At 56.1% G+C, this 24,062-nt stretch carries 19 protein-coding genes and 1 pseudogene; 13 read left to right on the top strand and 7 right to left on the bottom strand.

All coding sequences use genetic code 11. The features are described from left to right. Positions 1-24 precede the first annotated feature (24 nt). The 13 genes and pseudogenes from ACZ1G5_RS05210 (at position 25) to ACZ1G5_RS05150 (ending at position 15,465) form a co-directional block, all read left to right on the top strand. Positions 25-1,098, top strand: a complete 1,074-nt coding sequence (locus tag ACZ1G5_RS05210) for a hypothetical protein (protein ID WP_472731841.1) — start codon at positions 25-27, stop codon at positions 1,096-1,098. Positions 1,099-1,186: 88 nt separating this feature from the next. After that, entirely contained in the window at positions 1,187-2,587 is a 1,401-nt protein-coding gene (locus ACZ1G5_RS05205; protein WP_472731840.1) for a mannose-1-phosphate guanylyltransferase, read from the top strand. Further along, complete coding sequence (locus ACZ1G5_RS05200) at positions 2,580-4,067, top strand: NosD domain-containing protein (RefSeq protein WP_472731839.1); 1,488 nt, start codon at positions 2,580-2,582, stop codon at positions 4,065-4,067. Before ACZ1G5_RS05205 ends, ACZ1G5_RS05200 begins: the two co-directional genes overlap by 8 nt. Continuing rightward, positions 4,054-5,502 carry an MBOAT family O-acyltransferase gene (locus ACZ1G5_RS05195; RefSeq protein ID WP_472731838.1) on the top strand — a complete coding sequence of 483 codons (1,449 nt, stop codon included), beginning with the start codon at positions 4,054-4,056 and terminating at the stop codon, positions 5,500-5,502. Before ACZ1G5_RS05200 ends, ACZ1G5_RS05195 begins: the two co-directional genes overlap by 14 nt. Positions 5,503-5,533: 31 nt before the next feature. Beyond that, the gene (locus ACZ1G5_RS05190; RefSeq protein WP_472731837.1) at positions 5,534-6,595 is read left to right on the top strand and encodes an alginate O-acetyltransferase AlgX-related protein; all 1,062 of its coding nucleotides are present in this window, start codon (positions 5,534-5,536) and stop codon (positions 6,593-6,595) included. Then, on the top strand, positions 6,588-7,346 hold the full coding sequence (locus tag ACZ1G5_RS05185) for a hypothetical protein (protein ID WP_472731836.1): 759 nt from the start codon (positions 6,588-6,590) through the stop codon (positions 7,344-7,346). The genes ACZ1G5_RS05190 and ACZ1G5_RS05185 overlap by 8 nt, the downstream gene beginning before the upstream one ends. Then, positions 7,343-8,671, top strand: a complete 1,329-nt coding sequence (locus tag ACZ1G5_RS05180) for an alginate O-acetyltransferase AlgX-related protein (protein WP_472731835.1) — start codon at positions 7,343-7,345, stop codon at positions 8,669-8,671. The genes ACZ1G5_RS05185 and ACZ1G5_RS05180 overlap by 4 nt, the downstream gene beginning before the upstream one ends. Continuing rightward, complete coding sequence (locus ACZ1G5_RS05175; RefSeq protein ID WP_472731834.1) at positions 8,668-9,291, top strand: alginate O-acetyltransferase AlgF; 624 nt, start codon at positions 8,668-8,670, stop codon at positions 9,289-9,291. Before ACZ1G5_RS05180 ends, ACZ1G5_RS05175 begins: the two co-directional genes overlap by 4 nt. Positions 9,292-9,309: 18 nt before the next feature. Then, positions 9,310-12,069, top strand: a complete 2,760-nt coding sequence (locus tag ACZ1G5_RS05170; RefSeq protein WP_472731833.1) for a hypothetical protein — start codon at positions 9,310-9,312, stop codon at positions 12,067-12,069. Further along, the gene (locus tag ACZ1G5_RS05165; RefSeq protein ID WP_472731832.1) at positions 12,066-13,100 is read left to right on the top strand and encodes an alginate lyase family protein; all 1,035 of its coding nucleotides are present in this window, start codon (positions 12,066-12,068) and stop codon (positions 13,098-13,100) included. Before ACZ1G5_RS05170 ends, ACZ1G5_RS05165 begins: the two co-directional genes overlap by 4 nt. 172 nt (positions 13,101-13,272) lie before the next feature. Continuing rightward, a pseudogene (locus tag ACZ1G5_RS05160) lies at positions 13,273-13,406 on the top strand (IS5/IS1182 family transposase); the annotation flags it as partial. Positions 13,407-13,650: 244 nt separating this feature from the next. After that, positions 13,651-14,247, top strand: coding sequence for a uracil-DNA glycosylase family protein (locus ACZ1G5_RS05155; protein ID WP_472731831.1), 597 nt, complete (start codon positions 13,651-13,653; stop codon positions 14,245-14,247). A 441-nt stretch (positions 14,248-14,688) separates the two neighbouring features. Continuing rightward, on the top strand, positions 14,689-15,465 hold the full coding sequence (locus ACZ1G5_RS05150; RefSeq protein WP_472731830.1) for an SseB family protein: 777 nt from the start codon (positions 14,689-14,691) through the stop codon (positions 15,463-15,465). A 2-nt stretch (positions 15,466-15,467) separates the two neighbouring features. Here ACZ1G5_RS05150 and ACZ1G5_RS05145 read toward each other — a convergent pair whose 3' ends face one another. From ACZ1G5_RS05145 to ACZ1G5_RS05115, 7 genes are all read right to left on the bottom strand, one after another. Next, positions 15,468-16,400 (bottom strand): 2-hydroxyacid dehydrogenase, encoded by a 933-nt coding sequence (locus tag ACZ1G5_RS05145; RefSeq protein WP_472731829.1) that lies wholly within the window; start codon positions 16,398-16,400, stop codon positions 15,468-15,470. Beyond that, positions 16,400-17,539, bottom strand: coding sequence for a rod shape-determining protein RodA (rodA, locus tag ACZ1G5_RS05140; protein WP_472731828.1), 1,140 nt, complete (start codon positions 17,537-17,539; stop codon positions 16,400-16,402). The genes ACZ1G5_RS05145 and rodA overlap by 1 nt, the downstream gene beginning before the upstream one ends. Further along, positions 17,536-19,476, bottom strand: coding sequence for a penicillin-binding protein 2 (mrdA, locus tag ACZ1G5_RS05135; RefSeq protein ID WP_472731827.1), 1,941 nt, complete (start codon positions 19,474-19,476; stop codon positions 17,536-17,538). Before mrdA ends, rodA begins: the two co-directional genes overlap by 4 nt. After that, a complete protein-coding gene (locus ACZ1G5_RS05130) occupies positions 19,473-19,883 on the bottom strand; it encodes a rod shape-determining protein MreD (protein WP_472731826.1) in 411 nt (136 codons plus the stop codon). The genes mrdA and ACZ1G5_RS05130 overlap by 4 nt, the downstream gene beginning before the upstream one ends. 121 nt (positions 19,884-20,004) lie before the next feature. Continuing rightward, positions 20,005-20,928, bottom strand: a complete 924-nt coding sequence (mreC, locus tag ACZ1G5_RS05125; RefSeq protein ID WP_472731825.1) for a rod shape-determining protein MreC — start codon at positions 20,926-20,928, stop codon at positions 20,005-20,007. A gap of 25 nt (positions 20,929-20,953) precedes the next feature. Further along, complete coding sequence (locus tag ACZ1G5_RS05120; RefSeq protein WP_100367661.1) at positions 20,954-21,991, bottom strand: rod shape-determining protein; 1,038 nt, start codon at positions 21,989-21,991, stop codon at positions 20,954-20,956. A gap of 311 nt (positions 21,992-22,302) precedes the next feature. Further along, entirely contained in the window at positions 22,303-23,862 is a 1,560-nt protein-coding gene (locus ACZ1G5_RS05115) for a 2-isopropylmalate synthase (RefSeq protein ID WP_472731824.1), read from the bottom strand. Between the last annotated feature and the right edge of the window lie 200 nt (positions 23,863-24,062).

Here is a 24,062-nt window from a genome sequence, read left to right as displayed (position 1 = left end):
GACCGCTAAGAATAGGAATAAACCATGAGCGATACGGATGCGACGCTGATCCTTGAACCTGAGACACAAATCTCGAATGGGTTCATTTACCAAGACGAACACCCCCAGCTTCAGATCCCCTTTACCGTGCAGGTCGGTGAGCGGCGGATGGAGGGCAAATCGATCTCGGTCACGCACGCCAATGTGTCGGGGTTGCTGCCACCTGCAGGGCATGGTGCGCGCGAGACGGCAGTTCTGAGGTTTGATTTTGAAGGGTTCTCGGTGAATCTCTATGCAGAGGTTGATGTTGAGAAGGTCGGTGCGTCAGATAGCGCAGATATCTCACTGCGGTTCTGTGATCCGGTGGGCAGCCATCTTGCCCCGCTGCGGTACATCATGAACAGTCATTTGGCCGGTGATCTGGTCACGGTGGGCCGGTTCTTGGGCTATACCGGCCCAACACAGGTTAAAGAGAAAGCGCCCGCCGCGACGCCCGGATTGACCAAAAGGCTTGGTAATGGCGTTCGGCATCTTGCAGTTTTGGGGCTGGGTGCAGGTCTGATTTTTCTGGCCGCGAATGTTATTCAAGACCGGTTCATCTTCAGCTATGAGGCCCGGCCTGTGACACTGGGGATCAGCGGCGATACGCTGCGCGCCACAGCGGCTGGCCAGATTTCTTATGCCAATGATCAAGCGCGGTTTGGTGAGGTCGCCTATTCCATCAGCGCCATTTCCGGCGACTTGCTCAGCGTGCAGATGCCGTGTGAATGCGAAATGCAGGTGTTGCCGGGCTTTTATGAAGGGGCCACGATCCTCGCAGGGATGCCACTTATCAAACTGGTGCGTAGCGATGCATCGGTTGAGGCCACAACACAGATCAGTTTTGAGGGCGCGGCCCGTTTGTTGGCTGGCGATCAAGCGGAATTGGTATTGAGCGATGGGCAGATCGTACCAGTAAAAGTCAATCTGACTGAACCAGCTGACGGCACGCAGAATGTGAACCTGCTGACCGCACAGATTACCCCCATTGATCTTGATAGTGCCGCAATGGCCGTAGATCAACCAGCGCGCCTGCGCTTTCGTCGCCCCGTTTTATCGCATCTTACCGGAGGCACATAGCCGCGCACCAAACTAGCACTGCACCTTCCAAATGCTGATCGCAAACCGCTTTTCTCATCAAAGCGTATACACAGGAATTTTTGATAATATGCAGGACATTACGCCAGTTATTCTTTGCGGTGGAACGGGTTCGCGCCTGTGGCCAATGTCGCGCACGCAAAGCCCCAAGCAGTTTCAGCCGGTGGCGGGCAATGGGTCGCTCACGTTCTTTCAGGCGACGGTGCAGCGGCATCGTAGCAAAGGGTACGGCAAACCGATTGTTGTGACCGCTGTGCAGCACAAGCAGACCGTGCAGCAGCAGTTAGACCAGATTCAATGCGATGCAACAATCATCTGCGAGCCGATGGCGCGCAATACCGGACCTGCAGTGCTGGCGGCAGCGATGGTGCTATCGGGAGAGCAGCCGCAGGGGCTGATGTTGGTTCTGCCGTCTGATCACATGATCGCGGGTAACCTAAACACACCAATTTTTGCAATGCGACGTGCGGCCTATGAAGGGCGGATTGTGACCTTTGGGATCAAACCGACCTATCCTGAGATTGGCTATGGCTATATCACAGATGGCGGACCGTTTACCAACTATGATGGTTTGCACCGCGTGGCGGAGTTTGTGGAAAAGCCGCCTATTGGCAAAGCTGTCGCGTTGGTCAATTCAGGTGCGTCGTACTGGGCGTCGGGGATCTCGCTTTATGCAGCATCGACCATCATTGATGAATTCGCACGCCTTGAACCTGCAACCCATAAGGCCGTTGGTCAAGCAATTGAGATGGGCGAGCATGTCCAGAGCACCCTGACCCTGCACCCCGACAGCTTCCGTCGTGCTGTCAATGAACCGACAGAACGCGTGATCTTTGAGAACGCCAAATCTGTGGCGCTTGCTCCGATTGATGTGGAATGGAGTGATGTAGGCTGTTGGACTTCAATGCATGCAATTGGTCATGCGGATGAAGACGGCAATGTGTTTGAAGGCGATGTGATCGCCGTAGATACGCGCAACTCGCTGGTACGATCTGACAAGCGACTGGTTGCGGTTGTGGGGATGTCAGATGTCATCGTGGTGGACACACCGGATGCGTTGCTGGTGACAGCGCGGGGCAAGTGTCAGGACGTGAAATCAGTGGTTGAGACACTGAAGACCGAGACACGCCGGGAGTCTGTTCGTCACCTTGCGCGCCAACATCAGTGGGGCAGCAGCCAACAGGTGATGACCTCGCGCGACTACGAAATGACAGTGCTGCAGATCAATGCGGGATCGTCGATCTCGATCGATCCGCTCCCAGGGCGACAGATCATTACCGGGCGCGGCGGTTTGGAATTTTTTGATGGGTTCAGCCGCCGCAGCCTAGCGAATGGCGAGCGGATTTTGCTGGATGTGAACGCGCGTGTCGCGCTGACGAATACATCGAATGATACTATTGATGTGATTTTGGTGACGATGAGGACCTCGGTGGCGTCTGAGCTGGAACTGGGTCGGATGTCCCATGCTTAAAGCTGTTTGGCATATGTGGCTGATTGCCGGAATTATGTGCGCGCCGGCCTTCGGGGAAGGTCTGGCGCGCTATCAGGCGTTAGAGCTAGCGGTGGATGATCTTTATCCGTCGTTGATGGAACGTGCGATGCGTGGTGCCGACCCGGTATCAATGATCGCCGATGCACAGAATTTATTGGGCGATGTTGAGATTGATGCGCAAGCTTTGCCGCCTGCTGTGTCTTTTACTGAAGGGTCTGTACAACTGATTGATTTGCGCATTGCGCTGGTGCAATTGGCGATCTCGGCGGGAGCCAACGACCAACTGTCCGTTGTGCGTGCACAGTCGGCCGAGGTGCCGCAGGTGATCGCAGTGCAAGGTGGTCAGCGCAGCTTGACCGATATTCGCCGTTGGTTAGCCACGGAGCCTGAGGCGCGTGCCATGATGGATGGCGATATTCTGCGTGCGCCGCTTGTGGTTCTAGCCGGTGGTGCGTTGGTGCTCGAGCAAGGCGATACCTTGTTACTTAGTCGCAGTGATGGTGCCTTTCTCGCCAATTTTGGTGCGTTGTTTATTGATGGCGCGACCGTCGCAGGCACGGCGGAAGTGAACCCGCAGGTGCCGATGTTTGCGCCCTTTGTGACGACAGCCGGTACAGGTATGGCACGTGTCTCGAACGCTGTTATCGCAGCACTTGGCTTCGGTGAAACCGCGCTATTCTCGGGTTTTTCGGTATCCAACCGGGGGCTTTATGCCGCGATTGGGCCATCGTTTATCCGCGATAGCATTCTGCAGGACGGCGGTGATCTGACACTGATTGGTACGACGGGTGCGGTCGTCGAAAACAACCTATTTGCGAGCACAACGCCGAGCGATTTGGCGTTACGCGCTGCCAAGCAAAGCCATGTGAGTGGCAATCTGTTTCTGAGCAGCGGCCTACGCATCACAGACCGATCCGACGATACGCACGTAACAGGTAATGTTGTGATGGCTGCAACACGGGCGGGCATTACCGTGGACCGTGCCAGCACCAATACCGTGATTGCGGATAATTTTGTCTGGGATAGCGCCAAGGCAGGGATCACCGTGACGGATAGCGATTGCGCATTTGTCACTCGCAACATTGCCATCAGCAACGGTCAGAAAGGCGCGATTGTTCGCGCTAGTCGTCAGAGCGATGTCGTTGCGAATGCATTCCTTGGAAACCGTAGCACTGGATTGTTTGTTGGGGATCAAGCCAGCGGGACCGACACTGTTGTGGCGCACAACATCTTTGTGGGCAACCGCACTGGGCTGGCGTCAAGCTCGGCAGACAGGTTGCTGCTGGCGGGCAATGATTTTAGCGAACAGTTCCCACGTTTTCTGGGCGGAGATATCACGACCCAAGCGCATCGGATCGTTGGCGACTTACAAGGTGCCGAAGAGATTGAGATCGCGGCAGGTGCTGTGGAGAGTTTTCGCGCCGAAGCTGTGACCTGTCTTTGGGATGGGGATAGCTGATGGTTTTCTCGTCAGAATCTTTTTGTTCCTGTTCCTACCGCTGTTCTTAGGGGTCTACTACCTGACGCCCGCGCGGTTCCGATCTTACCCGATTTTGCTTGGCTCTTACGTGTTTTACGCATGGTGGCGGGTGGATTTCTTAGGGCTGCTATTCCTTACCACTGTGTTTACCTATCTGGTCGGTCAAAAGATCGCGCAGCATCGCGGAACGCAGCGGGGCAAGGTCTATCTCACCCTTGGTGTTGTCGGCTGTCTGGGCGTTTTGGGCGTTTTCAAGTACCTCAATTTCTTTATCGACAGTTTTGCCGCTCTGGTCGGTACGGATGCTGCGGGTCTTGGCGTTCATTGGCAGTTGATCCTGCCGATCGGGATTTCGTTCTATGTGTTTCAAGCGCTCAGCTATCTGATTGACGTACATCGCGGTGATGCGACCGCAGATGCCGGGTTCATAGATTTTGCGGCGTTTATTGCGTTGTTCCCGCAACTGATTGCGGGGCCAATCCTGCGCTACAAAGACCTTGAGGATCAGTTTCGCGCGCGGGATCACTCGGTCGAGTTGTTCTGCGACGGGCTGGCGCGGTTTCTGATTGGGTTGGGCAAGAAAGTTATTTTGGCCGATGCGGTGGCGCCACTGGCTGACCTTGCCTTCGCGACCGAAAACCCTGGCATGGCGCTCGCTTGGGCCGGGGCGATGGCCTATATGCTGCAGCTTTATTTCGACTTTTCCGGCTATAGCGATATGGCGATTGGTCTGGGCAAGATGATGGGTTTCCGGTTCTTGGAGAACTTCCGCTTTCCCTATATCAGCCGGTCGATCACAGAGTTTTGGCGGCGTTGGCATATCTCGCTGTCGAACTGGCTGCGCGATTACCTTTACATTTCGCTAGGTGGGAACCGCAAAGGGGCCGTGCGCACATATGTGAATCTGATGACCGTGATGGTCCTTGGTGGTCTATGGCATGGGGCGAACTGGACCTTTGTGCTTTGGGGCTTTTGGCATGGTGGGTTGCTGGCCGCTGAACGCTATCTGGGCTGGGATCGGCGTGCAGCCAACCATTGGTATGCTTTGCCGCTGACGCTGTTTTTCGTGCTGATAGGTTGGATCATGTTCCGTGCGACCCATGTCGGCGAGGCGTTTGAGATTTACGGCGGCATGATCGGGTTGAACGGTTTCATGGGCGACCCCGAGGTTTGGTTGTCGGTGACCCGCGAAAGCATGACGCTGGCGTTTATTGCGGCTGGCGTCGTGTTTATCGAACCGCGCTTGCATGCCGCTTACGGCGATGCGGATGTCCAGATCAATGGTGGCGGCGTGGCGGTGGCCAATTCTGCGCTGCAGATGACGGCGACCTTGATGGTGCTGATCATCGGCGCTTTCACCGTGCTGAAGCTCGCAGAGCAGAGCTTTTCACCCTTCCTGTATTTCCAGTTTTGAGAGGCGCGAGATAATGTCTAAAATAGTCGCTGTGAAACTGCTGCTTCCCATTGCTTTCTTTGGGTATGCAATCTTTGCGAATATCGCTTTGTTGCGTTCTGATGTGGATGGACCGAGCATTGATGGATTCCTCAAAGGCGCATTTACGGCAGAGGTTGATACGCTCTACCGCGCAAATCTGCCGCATCGCGAACCGGCGGTCGGGCTGGTGGGTGCGGCCCGTTATGTGCTGCTGAACGAAGGGCGCGACGGCGTTGTAGCAGGCGAAAAAGGGTGGCTGTTTACCCGTGAAGAATTTCGCCCTGTTGCGCCTGAAGGGGCGTTAGCCCAAGATGCTTTGACATGGATCGCAGACGTTGATGCGCGATTGCAGCAAGTAGGGAGCGCACTGGTTGTGGTCCCGGTGCCTGCGAAACTGGATGTGCTGCGCGATCATTCTGGCGCTGTGGATCAGGCCCGTGACAGTGCCGATACATATGCATGGTTCCTGTCCACTTTGGCGGCTGCGGGCATCGCGCATGTCGATACGCATCCGGCTTTGGCAGCGACAACTGATGCATTTTTTCGGACTGACACCCATTGGACAGATGCCGGTGCCGCGGCGGCGGCGGATGCTGTTGCGGCTTCGAACTTGATTGCTGTGGGGGAGACAGCGTTTACCCGCAAGGATGAGAAGCCTGTGACCTTCATCGGTGATTTGGTGTCCTTTGTGACGTCAGATGGCCTTGCCCCTTCGGTGGGATTGCCAGCCGAAACGGTTGTGCCTTATGTGGCGATTGCCGGCGAAGCGCCCGAAGCTGGCTTGGATTTATTCGGTGACAACGGGCCCGCCCCATTGGTTTTGGTCGGCACCAGCTATTCTGCGAACCCAAACTGGAGTTTTGTTGAGGCGCTGAAACTGGCGTTGTCGCAGGATGTCATCAACTACGCGCGCGAAGGCCAAGGGCCCGTTGCGCCGATGGATTTGTTCTTGGATCAATTGGACGCTACCGCGCCGCCCCCGGTGGTGATCTGGGAGTTCCCGGTACGGTACTTGAGCGACCCTGAACTTCTGGATGCAGTGGTTGAGGCGAAGGCCGTTGGCGATGCTTAGAGCGCTAGTGATCCCCGCCTATTTGGCTTTTTGTGTCAGCACTCCGTTGGTTGCACAAGACGGCGTTGAACCGCACCGCATCACTGTTGAGATGGTACGCGGTGTCCGGTCTTCGACTGAATTGCCAACAGAGGAACTGATCGCGGCACGCCGTGCCTTGGCCGCAGGCCAGCGGATTTCGACGGTGCAGTTGCGTGCCTTGGCTGACATCGGTGACGGGTTTGCCGCACTGCGGTTTGCCCAATGGCTCGACCGCCAAGGTGACAGCGTGCGCGCCAGTGACGTGGCCCACTACTATGGCATGGCGGCGGCGACTGGCCGTGGCGGGGCGATCGTCAATTTGATCAAAGCGATAGACAGGATGCCTGAAGGTGAACTGGGGCCGCGCCGTTTAAATGTCTTCAAGAACGTCATTCTGACCTACGCGCGCGCGGGCAACTCCCATGCGGTTGACGCAGTCTTTCGGTATCACAGCCAGGGTGCACCTTTTGGGGCGTTGGACAGCGAATTGGCTGCGATCGTGGACCGTGCCAGCGGGGATGCCGGGGCAGAGTTGGCTTTGCAACTCGCTGTGATGTTGTTGCGCGATCCGGCCAGCACAGACGCAGATTTGGAGCGGACTGACGGGCTTTTGCAGACGGCGCTCACGTCTTCGTCTTTGACGACCCAAGTGACCGCACAAAACCTGATCCCTGTTTTGAAAGACGCAAAGCGCAGGCTTGCAACCGCCCGTTTGGAGGTAACACAATGAGATTGCTAACGATCCTCGCCTTTGGCCTGATGGCGGCACCCGGATTGGCGCTGGCGCAACAGGAACCGTCCAGTTTTGGCTGTTCCGGGCTGGAGCAGAACAAAGAACTCCCCGCCATCGAGGGCAAGAACGGCGTGTTCTTTCGTATCAACGCGGATTTACGCATGGCGCATCCGTTTTCGGATCAAATTGTCGCGGATCTGGCGGCTTTGTCAGAAGCATTGGCCGAAGGTGGTACCACACTCATCTATGTCCCGATCCCGACAAAAAGCGTGACGATGCCCGAGCATTTGCCGGATGCCGCGTCACTTTATGGGTTCGACTTAGAGATCGCAACGCAGGTGCACGACGATATCTTGGAACGCTTAGCGGCGGTTGGTGTGGTCGCGGTCGATGCGCGCGCTGCAATGTTGGGCGCGCCAGTAGATGACTTGCCGTTCTTCAAGGCGGACTTTCACTGGTCCGCCAGCGGTGCACGCGAAACGGCCCGCGCGATTGCAGAGACGATCCGCGCTTTGCCTGGCTACGATGACATGACGCCTGCGGCGTTTGAGACGGTACCGCAGGGTGATGATATCGCATTTTCAGGTATGCGCCGGATTTTGCAAAAACACTGTACCTCCACGCTGCCAGAGGCAGTTTCGACGATTTATCAGACCGAACAAATCCAATCTGAAGGCGTGGCCGAGGGTGGACTAGACTTATTTGGTGAGGCCGAGGCGTCGGTCCAGATTGCGCTGGCCGGCACATCGTTTTCCGACAGCCCAATTAACAACTTTCCTGGATTTATTGCACAATACACCGAACTTGAGGTCGTCAATTACGCCCTGACTGGTGGGAACCAATATGGTGCGATGCTATCCTATCTGACCTCTGCGGAATTTCAAGAAACCCGGCCTCGCTTCCTGATATGGGAAAACCCGATTTACAATAACCTGGCGCAATACGGCGACCAACCAATGCGAGAATTGATCGCTGCTGCCGGTCAGACTTGCACGTACCAATTGCCCGCGACAGCGACCGCAACAAGCGTTGAGGTCGACCTCTCTGCCTATGATCTTGGGCCGGCTGACACGCTATTGGTTGATACCAATCGGTCAGTGGGGTTGGAGGCCGATTTTGTCTTTCGCTCTGCTGATGGCGTTTCACGCACCAAATCGATCGTGCGCGGCGCGCGCCTGACCCGGACAGGGCGGTTTTACATGCCCCTGACCGGTCTTTGGCAGGATGGCGCCCAATCTGTGACCTTTACGATGTCCGAGCCGTTTGCCTCTGAACCCCGTATTTTCGCCTGCACCACTCACAGTCTAGAGGAAAAATCATGAAACATTCCCTGTTCGCTTTCGCCGTAATCACAGCCCTTTGTGGCACTTCTGCCTTCGCCAATGACGATGGGCTTTATGAAGACGTCTTTGCCCCCAACTCCAGCTTTGTGCGTGTTGTTGCGCCGGGTCAAAGTTTTGTTGCCATTGATGGCACGACACTGCGCGATATCGACACTGGCGTATCTGGTTTCGTCAACGTGATGCCCGGTGATATTGATATTAGCATCTCTCGCGGGTCCACGTCGCTCGAGGCTGGCCCAAGCAAGCACTACACGCTGATCATGCTTGATGATCAAACGGTTGAAATTGTCCAAGACGCGATCGTGAATGATCCCGCCAAGGCTGATGTGACGCTGTACAATCTTTCAGACGCTGAAAATATCGAGCTTTATGTGCCTTTGGCCGACACTGTTGCGGTTGGTGATGTGGCATCTATGTCGGGTGAAACGGTCAGCTTGCGCGCGCCTCTGACGCTGGATTTCGAGGTCCGTATGGCTGGTGAGACTATTGCAACCGTTGCTGGGGTCGACCTGCAACGCGGTGCTGGCGTGTCCATTGTTCTGACCGAGGCGGATGGTGGCTACACCGCGATTGCATCGAACAACAGCTATCTCAAATAGAATCGGTCGGAGACTGGCATGACATTTCATCGGTGGAATTCTCAAAATAGACTTAGGGCGCTGCCCCTGCTGATTGCGGCCTGTTTGCCCGGGCTTGGGTTCGCGCAAGACGGTGCTGCGCTTGATTTGGAGTTCCGACCGCCAGAAATAGCACCGACCGCCGTATGCGTGATACGCGAACCCGAAGCCGTCACCATTGCGACGTGGGGCAGTTGGGATCAGCGACGTTTGCCGGATATGTCGCCCACGTTGATCAAGCGCGATATCAGGCGCTTGCAGCAAATCGATCCGGTCCATTGGCTGGATACGATTGAGGTAATGATCGCCCGGCTGGTTGACGCAGACCCGGGCTTTGCAGGACCAAATGCGCTGGTCACCCGTATCGCTGCGATGGAGGCGGCAGGTGATTTTTCCGGCCTGCGTGATCAGCAATTGGTTGTGCAATTGGCGGCAGAGGCCGATGGGCTGTCGCCACGTTTGAAGAATATTCTGGCCCGGCTGATCCGTGATGGGATCGGGATTGAACGTGATGTTGACCGCGCCGACGCGCTGCTGTTGGAGGCCGGCTATGCCGGCAATGCTGATGCGCTTTTGATGCTGAGCCAGATGGCGCTGGATGGCAATGCACCCGCAGGGTGGGACGTGCCGATTGATCTGGCCGTGACGATGGCGTTTGGTTCATTGGTAGGTGAAATGAACGATACGATCTGCGACCGCACGGCGCGGATCGCCCGTGAATATCACAACGGCGAAATCGTACAGCGCAATGCGCAATTGGCCCATGATTGGTTCCGCTTTACCGCGGATCTGGGCGATGCGAATGCTGCATGGAAAGTGGTTGAATACCATATGCGTGCCGAGAGTTTTGAGAAAGATAACGCACAGCTGTTGCAGTATCTGCGCCAAGCGTCCGATGCGGGGCTGCCATATGCGCAAATCGAGTTAGGGCGCCTTTATGAAACCGGTGCTTTGGTGGACAAGGACCTTGATCGCGCATTTGCGTTGTTTCAGATGGCGGCTGCCTCGGGACAGCGTCCAGGTTTGACCCGTGTTGCGCTGTTCCTTGAAACCTACGCCGATGAATATCCGGGACGAGAGGCAGAGCGCGTTGCAGCGTTGGAAACATTGGCGGAACTGGATGATGCGCCCGGTTGGGTTTTCACGCGACTGGCGCAGCTTGTGATGGCTGAGCGGGGCCGTTGGGCCGGTCAGGATGAGGCGATAGCGTTGTTCGAACGCGCCGCTGAACTGGGCGATACTGAAGGCATCAGCGAGTTGGCAACGATGTTGATTGCGCGGCGTGATCCCCGTGATTTCGAACGTGCTGTCGATCTGCTGAGTAAGACGGTTTCGACGCTGGGCGGGATCACCCCGACCAAGAACCTCTATGGCGCGTTCATGTGTCAAGCGGTTGACAGCCCGCGCTTGGCCGAGGCCGAACATTGGCGATTGCAAGAAGCAGCAACTGCTTCAGCCAACTTGGATTTATCGGCGCAAGAACTGATCTCGCTTACCGCACAAGAGAACGCACTGATGATTGCGACTCTGCAATCGCAAGCGCTATATGGACGGCCGACTTCGCTGGCCAGCTACCTCAAGCACCTTGATTATGCGCCAAATGCTACGCCGGATATTCGCGCGTTTTGGGCAGAATATTCGGGGCAGTTCCCTGATGTGTTGCGCGCGCTTGCCAAGTTGGAATTTGAGCTGGCCCAGAACCCTGAACAACGGCTTGTGGCGTTTGATCTGTTGCGGCGCGAATATTTGCGGTCGGGTGCTGATGCTGCGTTGGAATTGGCCCAGGCGATTTTGGACTATCAAAGCGATGTATCAGATGGTGTAGAGCAGGTGCAGGCCTTGTTGGAAGGACCTGCGCGGGCCGGGCAAGGTGCTGCGATAAAGCTTCTGGCGACGCTGAATGCCGATGATCCGACCGGGGCGCAAACCTATGCAAAATATGCAGATGTCATTGCGGCGAACGGTGATTTTGATGCTCTCGTGTTCGCCGTCCCGCATGTGGCGTCTCTGGAGCGTGATGTCTATATCGCGCGTGCAGTCAGCGCGATGCCATGTGACTATAAAAACGTCATGGCGATGGCAGATCTCTCACGTGATATTGGCGATACCGCGCAGGAAGCCCAGTGGATGCGGATCGCGCAGAACCTCACAGGCGCGAATGCTTGGGCGATGGTTGATTTGGCCGAGCGACACTATGCGATTGGGACGCCGGATGCCGTGACCCAAGCAGAAACGCTGTTTGAGACCGCCTTTGCGTTGGGTGATGAGACTGCAGCACGCGGCCTGTTCGCCATGTCGCTAAACAAAGCAACGACCGGCTATGACCCTGATCGCGCGGCGACAATGATCCGCGATGCAATGGCCCATTCGAATGCGGCTGTTTTGCCCGGCTATCTGGGCCGCTTTCGCCGTACTGACGAAGATACACAAGCCTTGATTTCGGCACAGGTGGATATGCCTGCAGCCTATCTGGTTGCGGCCAATTCCGGCGATGTTTTCGCGATGCGGACCTACGCGATGTATCTGCGTGAAACAGCGTCTACGGCGGACGATCTGGAAACTTCGACCCAGTGGTTGGCGCAGGCGGCAGAAGGCGGCGATACGACAGCGATGACCGAATTTGGCTACGCACTTGCCTTTGGTTTGGGCACTGCACCAGACCCTGAAAACGCCATGATTTGGTTGGAACGCGCAGCCGAGGGCGGATCAGAGAAAGCACGCGCGATCACAACACTTCTGAGTCTTGAGGATGCGACATGAAAAAAATGGTCTCGACGCTCATAGGGGCGGGCATGATGCTGACCCAAACCAATCATGTTTATGCAAATGAGGATGATTTGGCCTGCTCTGTGCCGCCTGAACCTGTTGTTTCGCTCAGTTATGGCAGCCGCTACACCGACGACAGCGTGTCGCGATCTGACATCGATGAGGAAGGGAACGCAGAGGTGAACGCGGCGCTTGGCCCGATTGACGATTTTCTGCGTGACCTGACCCGAATTGCCAATGCGATCACCGCGGGCAGTGATGAACGTGTCGCCGAGGCCGATTGCCTGATCGCTCAAATGGCGGTTTGGGCTGAGGCCGATGCATTCTCTGAGCTTAAGACGATCACCGCGAATTTTTCGATCGGGTCGCGCTTGGCGGGGTTTGCGTTTGCCTATCGCCAAGCGGCACCCTATTCGACCGATCCGCAGCAGCGGGCAGTGATTGAGACATGGTTGAGCGCGCGTATCAACGAACAAATGTTGTTCTGGGAAGAGGATGCGACCCACGGGGCCAAGCGCGGTAATTTGCGGGCTTGGGCAACTTTGGCGGTAAACTTGATCGCTGACATTACTGATGATCCGGTAGCACTGCGCTGGTCTGCGTGGTCAGCGTCTTTCTTGCAATGTCAGGCGCTCGAAGACGGCAGTTTACCTCAGGAAATGCGCCGCGGGAAATACGCGTTGCACTATCAGTTGCACGCCATCACACCGCTTGTTGTGACCACATTGCTGTTGGAACAGCAGGGCATGTCAATCAAAGGGGTCTGCGACAATGCGTTGGACCGGATCGTGGCATTTGCAGTTGATGACATCGCAGACGGCAAGGCGAGCGAGGTGTATTCCGGCGAGGTCCAAAGCTATTTTGACGGTACTGATACGCTTGATAGTTTTGAGATGGCGTGGTTAGAGGCCTACCTGATTTTGTCCCCCAATCCTGAGTTGGAGACGCTGGCTGAGAGTTTTCGCCCGTTGAGTCATAGTAAGTTGGGCGGCAATCAGTCTTTGCTTTGGCGTGGCTTTGAATGATGCTCTGAGAAACTACGTGAAGTGTCTGGTGCGATTTCTGTTTGATCAAGCCGAACGCCATAGGCGCGCACATGCTGTTGAGTACCGATTGATTTCCAAGCGTTGGCGAGTTTGACGGCTCGAAAACCGAGCGGTAAATACGTCTGATCTCTTGCGGCTGACGTAAGCGCAGATGGCACGTCTTGAGTTCTTTCCCCGCAGTCCGATGGTAAATGTCGCGGCAATGAATGGCCTGTGTTAAGCGGCATTATATTCATCAATCGCAATGGCATACGCTGGCGCGATGCGTCCACAGCCTATGAGGAACGCGGAGCTATGCAGTCGCGCAACAAGTAGAAGAGCCAAGGACCGACCGCCGTACTTTTTGTGAAAAACTCAAACAATGGTGACTTACGGTCAGGCCATGTCTAAATTGGCTTAGTCCAAGCCGAACTTGTGACACGACAAACGGTTGAGACAGCGCATTGCTGACATGAACGAAGAAGTATGAACAATACGGTGCGTTCAATATTTGGGTTTGCAGTTGTCGAACCTGCTTAGGTGGGAATGGATGCAACAGGACTTTCATAAGCTCAAAAAAGAGATGAAGGCTTGCAGGCTTTGCAACAACCTTCCGCTTGGTCCTAAACCTATTTTTCAGCTAGATGAGCGAGCAAAAATCATGATTGTTGGGCAAGCTCCCGGGCGTATCACGCATTTCAAAAACCGCCCTTTTGACGATCCTTCTGGGGATCGTTTGCGCGACTGGCTTGGGATTGATAAAAATTCCTTTTACACAGATCCCCAGATCGGCATTTTCCCAATGGGACTTTGCTTTCCAGGTGCAGGGTCTTCGGGGGATAAACCTCCACCCGAAATTTGCGCGAAGACCTGGCGAGCCAGAACTATGGAGGCGCTCAAGGAGGTCGAGTTGACTTTGCTTTTGGGTGCTTATGCCATCGCTTGGCACCTGCCCCACCTGAAGGGAAAGACTGTTACCGAAGCGGTCAAAAAATGTTCCGAAGGCGAAAACCGGCTCTTTGTACTGCCCCACCCAAGTCCGCGAAATAACAGATGGCTTAGGCAAAACCCTTGGTTTGAAGATGATGTCGTTCCAAGAATACGGCAAAGCGTGAGGCAAAATTTATGTGTGTCTGGTTCGAAGTAATGCGCATTTCTTAGGGCAGATACTGGCTGGAAACTGTCCATAGATGCCTAAGAACCAAATTTTTGACAAAATACCTATGTCAAATGGATATCCCAAGAATGCACAGTTTGATTGTTACATAATCTCGTTTTTTCCGGCTATGACGCCAAGGATTCGGGCTTGCCACCGTCGCTGATCTGTCAGGCGACTTGGCATGATAGGGTGATGAACGCACTGGGCGATGTGCCATTGCCCCTGTTGGTCGGAAGTGACGCCCATCGTTGGCATTTGGGCAAAGGCGCAGGTATAACACGGACTGTTCAAGGGCGGCGCGACCTTGCACCGCGCGTCTTTCCCTTGCCTCATCCCTCATCGCGCAATACCGGGTGGTTGAAGAAAAAATCAGTTGTTCGCAGCTGACCTGCTGCCAGAACTGAAGACCGCCGTGAAAGATACACTGCTATGACCGATCTTGATGAAGCGCATGCCGCAATGGAAGCCGCACCAAACGATGACGCGGCGCGCCTGCGGTTCTATGAACGGCTTGCTGACACTGAGCTATTCATGTTGTTGGGCGAAGAGGCCGCCGGCGACCAGATTACGCCAGAGCTGTTTGAAATCGAAGATCAGCGATTTGCGCTTGTTTTTGACCGGGAAGAGCGACTGTCGCAATTTGTGGGTCGTGCGGCCCCCTATGCGGGTCTTCCCGGCCGTGCGCTGGCGGAAATGCTGGGCGGGCAGGGGATCGGGGTGGCGCTGAACCTCGACGTGGCGCCTTCCGCGATGCTGATCCCGGCTGAAGCCATAGATTGGTTGGTTGCGACCTTGGCGCATGGTCCAAATGAGACAGAGGCACGTCTGACCGAAGTCTCCGCGCCCGGCGGACTGCCAGAGGCTGTCGTCGCGGGGCTTGATCGCAAACTTGCCATTGCGGCGGGATTGGCCCGCTTTGCCTACTTGGCCGCGGCCACCTACGAGGACGGCGCACGCGGGCATATCCTTGCTTTTGTTGATGCGGTTGACGGTGCAGAGAAAGCGCTGGCCTCGGCCGCAAGCGAGGCGCTGACATTTTCGGGGATCGATGCGGGCGTTATGGATGTATTGTTTGTGCGGGCAAGTGATCCGCTTGCAGCACATTTGGCGAAGGTCGGTTTGCGGTTCGATTTGCCAGAGCCAGAGATGCCGCACGTCCCCGGCGCGCCCGGTATGGATCCGGCAAAGCCGCCCAAACTCTGCTAGTTCTAGTAGCCCAACGACCGATCAACCACATATAAGAATGGCTGATCGGTTTCACCGCGCGCGATATTTTTGGCGATCACTTTTGAGGCCGTGTCCGGCCGTGTGCTGGACGCGATATGCGGTGTTACGGTGATTTTGGGGTGCGCCCAGAACGGGTGATGTAGCGGAAGGGGCTCTGTGCGGAAGACATCCAAGGTCGCGTGGCCGATCTGACCAGTACCAAGGGCTGCAAGCAAAGCGTCATCATCAATCAACGGACCGCGACCGGGGTTGATGATGAAAGCGCCCGGTGTCAACAAATCCATATGTGCAGCGTCCAGAATGTTCTCGGTCTCGGGGGTCTGCGGCAGCAGCAAGATCACGACCTCCGCCCCTTTGAGCGCCTGGCGCAACCCATCATTGCCATAAAGGCAAGTGAGGTTGGGGATGTCTTTCTGACGACGGCTCCAGCCCGTGACCGGAAAGCCAAGCCGGTGAAGTGCCTGACCACAGGCAGCACCGAGCGCGCCGATGCCAAGGATGGTAACAGGGCGGTGGGCCGCAACGGGCGGATAGACAAAGTCACGCCATGTCCCGTCTTGCTGGGTGATATGATCATCCATGCCCAAGTGATGGCGCAGCGTATGCCCAACTACCCATTCGACCATCCCATTGGTCAGGCTTTCATCCACAAGCCGACACAAGGGCTGGGTCAGGGTCGGGTTGTCGACGACTGTTTCAACACCGGCCCAAAGGCTCATCACTGCTTTGGTTTTGGTGTAGGGCGAGAAATCCGTGACCGGGCCGTTGGGCGCGAAAACAATGTAATCAACATCTGCGGGGCTGTGGTCACGTGACAGGTTCGCCTGCAAGCCAGCTTGCGCGAGCGCTTCGCTTAAGGGGCGTTCGTATTCGTCCCAACGTTCGGACTGCGCGGAAAAGAGGACGTTAATCATCAACGGGGTCTATGGATATGTGCGCTTTGCACCAAACCGAAGGCGACCAACAACACAAGCATTGCCGATCCGCCATAGCTGACCAAGGGTAACGGCACACCCACCACCGGCGCGAGCCCCGTTACCATCGCCATGTTGACAGCAAAGAACAGGAAAAATGTCATGGCAATGCCGAGGGTCAGCAGAGAGGCAAACCGATCACGATTGCCCAAGGCCGATGCGATACAAAACGCGACAATCAGCAAATAGAGCACCAGCAGGGTGAAAGCGCCAACAAACCCGAATTCTTCGGCCAAGGTGGTGAAGATAAAGTCAGTGTGTTTCTCTGGCAGGAAGTTGAGGCGTGACTGCGTGCCCTGCATGAAGCCACGGCCAGTCCATCCTCCCGAACCCAAAGCGATTTTGGCCTGCGTGATATGATAACCGGCCCCCAGCGGGTCGTTGGCGGGGTCTAAAAAGGTATCAATGCGGCGGTATTGATAGTCTTTCAGCAATTGCCATCCGGTGCCACGGCTTTGGAAAACGGCGACAATGGCACCGACACCACCGCCCACCACGGTCGCAAAATAGGCCCAATGGACACCCGCGAGGAACATAACAGTCGCGCCGCCAAGCAGAAGTAGAAGCGCGGTGCCAAGATCGGGCTGGTTCAGTACAAGCATCGTAGGCGCAAGTATAAAAATAACCGGCAGAATGACCCACAGCGGATGCGAGGTCCTTTTGTTGGGCAGCCAGTCGTAATAAGCGGCCAAAAACAGCACAAGCGTGACTTTCATCAACTCAGAGGGTTGCAGTCGCATAAATCCGATATCAATCCACCGCTGCGCGCCCATCCGTACTTCGCCAAAAAACTCCACCCCCAACAGCAACAAAAGCGATCCACCGTAAGCCACGAAAGCCATGTTTCGCCAAAACCAGATCGGAACTGTCGCGACGATCAGCATAAGCACCATGCCAAGAGCAAATCTTTGCATCTGTGGTTCAACCCACGGGGTCATAGAGCCGCCTGCGACGGAATACAGCATCAAGAAGCCAGCACTGGCAACCGCACACAAAAGCAGGATGATTGGCCAGTTAAGATACAACAACTTTCGCAGCCCAGTCGGGACGTATTTGGTATTGTACTCAAGATAGCTCATGCGCGGCTCTGTACACGGGCGCCGGGTGCGCTACGTGCCTGAATCCGGCGCTGTTGCTCGGCGATTTCATCACGGACACCGGCGGGATATGCTTCCAGCGGGGGCGGGCCACCGAATTGGGCCTGCAATAGTATGTCGCGCGCGATTGGCGCGGCGGCACGTGAACCGCCGCCGCCATGTTCGACAACAACGGACACCGCATAGCGCGGATTATCATAGGGCGCGTAGCCTACAAAAAGTGCGTGATCGCGGCGCTCCCATGGCAGATCCTCGTTCTTGGTGACGCCTGCCGCGCGTTCTTCTGGCGTGATCCGGCGTACCTGACTTGTTCCTGTTTTCCCGGCCATTTTGTGCGTTTCGTCGACGATCCGCGAGCGATAGGCAGTGCCACGGCGGTGGTTGCAAACATCTTCCATTGACGCGCGGATCCGGCGCAGCGTGTTTTCGTTAACGCCAAGGCTTTCGCCCAGCCCGGAGGGTTGTTCCACACCATCAATCAGACGGACCAGCCGCGGGGTTACAACCTTACCCGTCGCAATCCGCGCCGTCATGACGGCCAACTGCAAGGGGGAGGCAAGCACGTAGCCCTGCCCGATGGAGGCGTTGACCGTATCACCGATACGCCAGTCCTCGCCCCGTACACGGGCCTTCCATTCCTTGTCAGGGGCAAGCCCCTCGGCAACGGCAGACAGGGGCAGATCATGCCGGACGCCCAGCCCCAGCTTACGCGCCATTTCGGCCATTTTGTCGATGCCGACGCGCTGGGCGATCTCGTAGTAATAGCAATCACAACTCTGCTTGAGGCTTTCATGCAGATTGATGTTGCCATGACCGCCACGCTTCCAGCAGTGAAAGCGAATATTGAAGACGTCGGTGAAGCCGGGGCAATAGACGGTCTCATCCGCGGCGACGAAACCTTCCTCCATCGCAGCCATCAGCGTGACCATCTTGAACGTTGATCCCGGCGGATAAGTGCCCTGAACTGCCTTTGCGGCAAGCGGGCGGTACTTGTCTTCGTTCAGGGCCGTCCAATCCGGGACAGAGATACCGCGCACAAACAGGTTTGGATCAAATGCGGGCGCCGACGCGACCGCGCGCAGATCACCATTTTCAAGGTCTATGACCACAGCACCCGCGGATTCACCATCCATGCGGGCCTGCACATAGCTTTGCAATCTGCTGTCGAGCGTCAGCTGGATGTCTTTGCCGGGGTCACCTTCTTGGCGATCCAACTCGCGCATGATCCGACCGGCTGCATTGACCTCGATCCTGCGTGTGCCGGCGCTGCCACGTAAGGTTTGCTCTAGCTTGTTCTCGGCTCCCGTCTTGCCGATCTGGAACTTTGGAATTTGCAGTAAAGGGTCAGGATCTTCGATACGGCTGAGATCAAAGTCGCTGACCGGCCCGACATAACCCACCACATGCGCAAGGTCCGCACCCCACGGATAAACGCGACTAAGGCCGACCTCGGCCTGAATGCCGGGCAGGGCGGGTGTGTTAAGGTTGATTTGTGCGACGTCTTCCCACGACAACCGATCAGCGATTGTCACCGGGACAAAGGGTGATCGGCGCTGCATTTCATCCATCGCGCGCGACAAATCATCAGGATCAATGTCCACAATTTCTGTAAGCTTCGCGAGGACTTCGCCGACATCACCCGCGTCCTCTCGGACCATGACAACGCGGTAGTTTTGTTCGTTGTCGGCGATGGCTGATCCGTTGCGATCAAAGATCATGCCGCGGGCAGGGGGCAAAAGACGAATATTGATCCGGTTTTCTTCAGCCAAAAGACGGAACTGATCTGCCTGCTCGACCTGCATGGATTGTAGCCGATACCCCAAGGCACCAATGACCCCAAGCTGCACGCCGCCCATGACAAGGGCGCGACGCCCGATTATCCTGCTACTCGCAATGACGTCCTTTGGGGCGCGCTTCATAAAACTTGCCCTCTGCTGCCAATTTCGCCGGGTGCTGTGCGCGAAACCCCAAAACAGAAGTGCGCAACTGCCATGATAACAGGATACACCAGTATTGTTGAGACCATTTCAATAAGCGTGAGGGCCAACGGCGCCTGCGGTGTCATCACAATGGCGATGATGATGCGATTTGCCAGAGTGATCGCCACGATGCCAAACGCAATCGTTCCCCATTCCACCAGAATCGGCATATTGCGAAAATCGCGGTTCTGGCGGCGGATTATTTCGGTCAGGATGACAACAAATGCGGCCCATAAACCGGGAGGCCGCATGAAAAGGAAATCGGTGATCAGAAATAGCGCAGCGATCACAAATACTGGCAGATAGCGAGGTTTGCGCACCACCCATACCAGCGTGGCAGCCAGCATCAGGTCGGGGCCAGCCCAAAGCGATGGACGCATATCCAGGGGAACAAGATCAGTCACGATCAAGACGAAGGCCAATAGGACAAAAAGCCCCCGGTTTATCCATGTTTTGCCGTCTGCACGCTCAGCCATCGGTGAGCTCCGATGCGCTCAGAGATGCAGGATTGATGCCAGCAGGACCAAAAAATTCAGCTTCAGGAGCGAGCAGATTGTTCGGGTCGGGGATTTCTTCGTGGGGTTGTGATCTCAGGACGCGCAGGAATTCCAAGCGTTGATAGTCGGCAGCCAACCGTGTCCGCAAACGCCCGTCAGTGCCAAGTGCCACCTGGCCCACCAGCAAATCCGCAGGAAAAACACCGCCATCACCCGACGATACAACCCGGTCGCCGGGACGCACCAAAGCAGTGTCATCAAGAAACTCAAGCGGGGGGGTCAGTGAATTGTCACCCGCAAGGATCGCCTTTTGGCCAGAGGGTTGAATGGTCACGGGGATACGGCTTGATGTATCGGTCAGCAGCATGACACGGCTGCTATTCTGGCCAACACCTGCGATGCGCCCGACCAATCCGATCGCATCCATCGTTGGCCACCCGTCAACGATACCGTCACGCGCACCCACGTTAATCAAAACCGATTGGCGGAACGGGGACCCACTGTCGGTGATGACAACGCCGGTGACAACGGTCAGCTGCGGATCAAGGCTCACATTATTCAGATCCAAAAGCTTGGCGTTTTCTTGTTCAAGCTGAAGTGCCGCCTCTTTCCAGGCTTTCATTTGTTGCAACTCGCGCCGAAGATCTTGGTTCTGCGCGCGCAGTTGTTGATAGCTTTCGAAATCGCTGATCAGGTTGGCGGTTCCCGTGATAGGGGCCATGGCCCAATCAAACGACGGCACAACCGCGTCGATCACTGTCGCGCGCAGGCGCTCTACGCGGGGGCTGTCGATACGCCACACCAAAAACAGACCCACCAGTGCCAAGACCAAAACCCCGACCAGCAGTCTGCGGATCGGGCCGACGAAATCTTCGCTGTTCTTGTCACGTGCCAAGGGCGTATCTTCCCCGGTCGATAGGTTAGCTGTCGTAGTCTATCACATGCCGCAGCTGTTTTTCATATTCCAGTGCGCGACCGGTGCCTAATGCCACACAATTGAGTGACTCGTCGGCAACGGAGATGGCCAATCCTGTCTGTTCACGCAGTGCCAGATCAAGCTGACCCAACAGCGCACCACCACCCGTCAGCATCACACCACGGTCGACGATGTCAGCGGCAAGGTCAGGCGGGGTGGCTTCGAGGGCGGTCATCACCGCTTCGCAGATTTGCTGGACTGGTTCAGCGAGGGCTTCGGCGACCTGCGCCTGACTGATTTCCGTTTCTTTGGGCACACCATTCAACAGATCGCGGCCGCGGATATGCATCGACTGGCCACGGCCATCGTCTGGCATACGTGCGGTCCCGATGGATGTCTTGATCCGTTCCGCCGTACTTTCACCGATCAACAGGTTATGCTGGCGGCGCAGGTAGTTGATAATCGCCTCATCCATGCGGTCACCACCCACGCGGACCGAGCGGGCATATACGATGTCACCCAGCGACAGAACAGCAACCTCCGTCGTACCGCCACCGATGTCGACAACCATGTTGCCGGTGGGGTCCGTGATGGGCATGCCAGCACCGATAGCCGCAGCAATCGGTTCCGCGATCAGACCAGCGCGGCGTGCGCCCGCAGACAGAACCGACTGACGGATCGCCCGCTTTTCAACGGGTGTCGCGCCATGCGGGACACAGACGATGATCTTGGGTTTTGAAAATGTGGACCTGCGGTGCACCTTACGGATGAAATGCTTGATCATTTCCTCAGCAGTATCAAAATCGGCAATCACCCCGTCGCGCATCGGGCGGATCGCTTCAATGCTACCTGGGGTCCGGCCCAACATCAGCTTTGCGTCTTCGCCGACGGCCAAAACCTTCTTCACGCCATCCTTGACGTGGTAAGCGACGACCGATGGTTCGGACAGAATGATACCCTTGCCTTTGACGTAGACCAGCGTGTTCGCCGTACCCAAGTCAATCGCCATATCCGATGAAAACAATCCGCCAAAGCCTGCCATGTCGTTGTGGCCTTCCCCATCCATAAGTGCATTGCCTGCGTCGTCCCAGTTCGGCAGGTGTTAACTGGTTATAGAGGGACTGGAGTTGGGATAGAACCCCCGCTTTCGATCAACGTGGCGGCATGTTGCTACTTATACATTTTCAACTTTTTTATGAAACAGAGATCGGCAAAATTGATGAAAAATTGTCTTTTACTGGTAATTTCCGGTTAGAACAGAATAGTCCGGATGTGAGGTTGGTCAGTCCCAATAAGAAAGCGGCGATCCAAACAATTGGATCGCCGCAGCAATAGTGAATCACTGACAATGGCTTAGGCGTCTTTGTAGCTGACCCCTTTGACGTCATAGCCTGGCTCAGATTGTTCACGCCGGACCAGCAAACGGTTCAGTGCGTTGATGTAGGCTTTCGCACTGGCGACAACAGTGTCCGTGTCGGCGGATTGACCAGTTGCGATGCGGCCCTCTTCCTCCATCCGCACAGATACAGTCGCCTGCGCATCGGTACCCTCAGTCACAGCGCTCACCTGATACAATTGCAGTCGGGCACCATGGGCAAAGATGGCTTTCACCGCGTTGAAGGTGGCATCCACCGGGCCGTCACCCGTGGCCGATGTCTCGACATCGGCACCGTCAACCTCCATCACCATGTCGGCCTTTTGCGGGCCATCAGTGCCGCAAACCACGCGCAGGGATTTCAGTTTCAGCCGATCATCCTCGGTCCCGTTTTGGGTAACCAACGCCATCAGGTCATCGTCAAAAACTTCCTTTTTACGATCAGCCAATTCCTTGAACCGCACGAAGACATCGTTCAGCTGATTGTCCGCAAGGTCAAACCCCAGCTCAGCCAATTTGGCGCGCAGCGCGGCCCGCCCAGAGTGCTTGCCCAAAGGCAGGGATGTGCCGGACAGTCCGACATCCTCGGGCTTCATCACCTCGAATGTTTCGCGGTTCTTCAGCATCCCATCCTGGTGAATGCCGCTTTCATGGGCGAAAGCATTCTTGCCGACGATGGCTTTGTTGAACTGGACCGCAAACCCTGAAACGGTCGCCACGCGGCGCGAGATATTCATGATTTTGCGCGTATCGATCTTGGTCGTAAACGGCATAATATCACCACGCACTTTCAGGGCCATCACGACCTCTTCCAACGCGGTATTGCCCGCACGTTCGCCCAAGCCGTTGATCGTGCATTCGATCTGGCGCGCGCCACCTTCCACAGCCGCCAAAGAGTTCGCCGTCGCCATGCCAAGGTCATTGTGGCAATGGGTTGCAAAAATCACCTCGTCCGCACCCGGCACGGTCGAAATCAAGTTACGGATCAAATCTGCGCTTTCGACAGGTGCCGTATAGCCAACAGTATCTGGAATATTGATCGTCGTGGCCCCGGCCTTGATCGCAATCTCCACCACCCGGCACAGATAATCCCACTCCGTCCGGGTCGCATCCATTGGCGACCACTGCACGTTGTCGCACAAGTTGCGGGCATGGGTGACGGTGTCGTGGATCCGCTCTGCCATTTCATCCATATTCAGGTTCGGAATCGCCCGGTGCAGGGGGGAGGTGCCGATGAACGTGTGGATACGTGGGGATTTGGCGTGCTTCACAGCTTCCCAACAGCGGTCGATGTCTTTGTAGTTGGCGCGGGCCAAGCCACAGATCGTTGCCGATTGTGCCAGCTTGGCAATCTCGCTCACCGCATTGAAATCACCGTCTGACGCGACTGGGAAACCGGCCTCGATGATGTCGACGCCCATGTCATCAAGCAGGCCTGCGATCTCCAGCTTTTCGCTATGTGTCATGGTCGCACCCGGCGATTGCTCGCCGTCGCGCAGGGTGGTGTCGAAGATCAACACTTCATTCGATTTGGTCATTTTGGAATTCCTTTGGTCCTTAGCATGTCTTGGCGCGTTTCACCCTCTGAGCGGTCGCGCCGACAGGCACGCTCAGAGGCAGCTAAGGAGTAGGATGTCGCGCGAAAAAGCCCTTTCAGAGCTAAGCTTGTGATATGCGCGCGGTTCATCATGTGCGCGACTATACCGGCGAAACTTTTGTTGAAAAGGCTTTATTGAGT

Source organism: Yoonia sp. JB2-21 (genome assembly GCF_055693545.1).
The sequence above is the reverse complement of the archived record's forward strand: the minus strand, read 5'-3'. Positions and strand labels throughout refer to the sequence as shown.